General features: G+C 74.0%; 2 protein-coding genes. One reads left to right on the top strand and one right to left on the bottom strand.

All coding sequences use genetic code 11. The features are described from left to right. Window positions 1-70 precede the first annotated feature (70 nt). Window positions 71-661, bottom strand: coding sequence for a hypothetical protein (locus K6I34_RS36210; protein ID WP_229332271.1), 591 nt, complete (start codon window positions 659-661; stop codon window positions 71-73). A 483-nt stretch (window positions 662-1144) separates the two neighbouring features. Between K6I34_RS36210 and K6I34_RS36205 the strand changes: the two genes are divergently transcribed. Continuing rightward, a partial coding sequence (locus K6I34_RS36205; protein ID WP_229332270.1) for a serine protease occupies window positions 1145-2021 on the top strand: 877 nt, incomplete at its 3' end.

The raw sequence follows: 2021 nt of genomic DNA, 5'->3' as shown, positions 1-2021 counted from the left end.
ACCCACCCAGCCCGTCCGGCGCTTGAGGACATGCCCGGAGGGCATGCCCCCCCCACGACGGGAAGCCGGTTCAGGTCCGCCGCCGGAGGTACCACGTGCCTCCCGCCGCCGCCGTCGCCAGGAGGGCCGCGCCTGCCATGATTTCCGGCAGGCCCGAGTTCTCGCTCGTGGAGCCGACGCCGGTCTTGACGCCGCCCTTCGGTGGCTTGGTCATGCCGGTGGGCGTCCCGGCGCCGCTCATGGCGGGCGAGGGCGCGGTGCTGGTGTTGATGCCGGTACCGGGGCCCGCGCCGGTGCCGGTGCCGGAGCCGGAGGAGACGGTCAGGTCGCCCGTGGCCTCCTTGCCGTTGTGGCACTTGACGCCGATGCCGTACGTGCCCGGCTTCGCCTTGTCCGGGACCGTGAACTGGCCGACGACGACCTCCTTGTGGGTGGCCGGTCTCAGCGGGAACGAGGCCGGGCCGCCGACGGCGCTGGCGTCGCCGGTGCCCGTGCCGTCCATGCCGCAGGCGGTGGTGTTCACCGTGACCTGGGTGGCGGGCTGGGCGGGGCTGGGGTTGACCTCCAGCTTCCCGAAGTCCCCGGCGAGCGCGGAGGCGCCCGCCAGCCCGAGGGCCGTCACGGTCAGGGCGCCCCCGGTGAGCACTCGTGCAGTACGCATGCTGGTCCTCCGAGAACGCGGACGCGGCACGCCGGTGTGCCACCGAACGGAGTGGGGAGTTCCGCGTTCCTACGAGCCGAGCGAACAGGCGTTCCGCTCCCGCCGCACCCTGACGGCACGTCAGAACAGCGGCCCACGGGCCCGCCTCCGGGCACCCCGGACGGCGTAGCGGCAGGTCACCAGGGTGACCGTGCGTCCCGCGGCGCGGCCGGGGCCGACTGCGGCGAACGGGTGACCGCGGAGCGCCCGCGGAGCCGGTCCAGCGGGGGTGTAGCGGGGGCATTACGGGAGCGCGAGCCTCTTCCGTACGCCCTGTCCAGCGCCCCGGAGCGTGCGGTGGCAGGTCTGGACCGCGACCACACAGAACGGTGACCTCTGTGTCACTAGGGGTCACTTCCGGCCGGGTCGCGCGTATGCTCTGCGCCCATGGGGGAGGAGACGGAGGGTCCCGTCAACGGCCGTACGGCCTCGGAACCTTGGCGGGTGCGCATTTCGACACCCGACGGCGGAACGACGCTGGGCGCGGGCGTCCTGGTGACCGCCGACACCGTTCTGACCTGCGCGCATGTCATCCCTTGGGACGGCGTCGAGGAGGAGCCCGACGGCGAGGTCCTCGCGGAGTTCGTCGGCGTGCCCGGGAGCACGGCCGTCCTGGCCCGGGTCGCCGAGGGCTGCTGGGAGCCGGAACGGCCGGACACCGGCGGCGCCGACGTGGCACTGCTCCGGCTCGCCGAGCCCCAGGCGGCGGAGCACACGGCCCCGCTGCAGTGCGTCGCCCCCACCCCCGGGCGCGCCGTGACCATGTGCGGCTTCCCCTCCGTCAAGCCGCTCAACAACGGCGTCTACCTCTCCGCCACGATCGCGGGCCCCAACGGCGAGTGGGTCCAGCTCGACCCGGGGCGGGCGGAACACGCCGTGCGGCCCGGCTTCAGCGGGGCGGGCGTCACCGACGTGGAGACACGGCACGTCCTGGGAATGATCGTCAGCCGCTACGACGACGCGAGCACGCCGGTGTTCGGGGGGCCGAGGCTGCGCCTGTCCTACATGATCCCCATCGAGACCGTCGCGTCCTACCTGCCGAAAATCGCCGAGTTGGTCAAGGGCTGGCCTCCCAACGACCTCCCGTCCGTTCCCGACCCGCGGGACCGGCCACCCGACCCCGAGTTCGCGCGCTGGCTGGCCCGCTGGTTCGGCCGCGCGACCGGCATGCGCGACGTCGAGGTGGTCGTCATCCGCAAGGGGCAGACCGAGCGCGCCGCGACCCTCGGCCGGGCGGTCGCGCTGGCGGGCCGGGAAATGGTCGCGGAGGCCCGCACCTACGACAAGCCCCGGGCCCACGGCGGACCCCACGTCCCGTCCC

Source organism: Streptomyces sp. UNOC14_S4 (assembly GCF_020740835.1).
Classification (GTDB): domain Bacteria; phylum Actinomycetota; class Actinomycetes; order Streptomycetales; family Streptomycetaceae; genus Streptomyces.
This window is presented reverse-complemented; position numbering and strand designations above follow the sequence as displayed.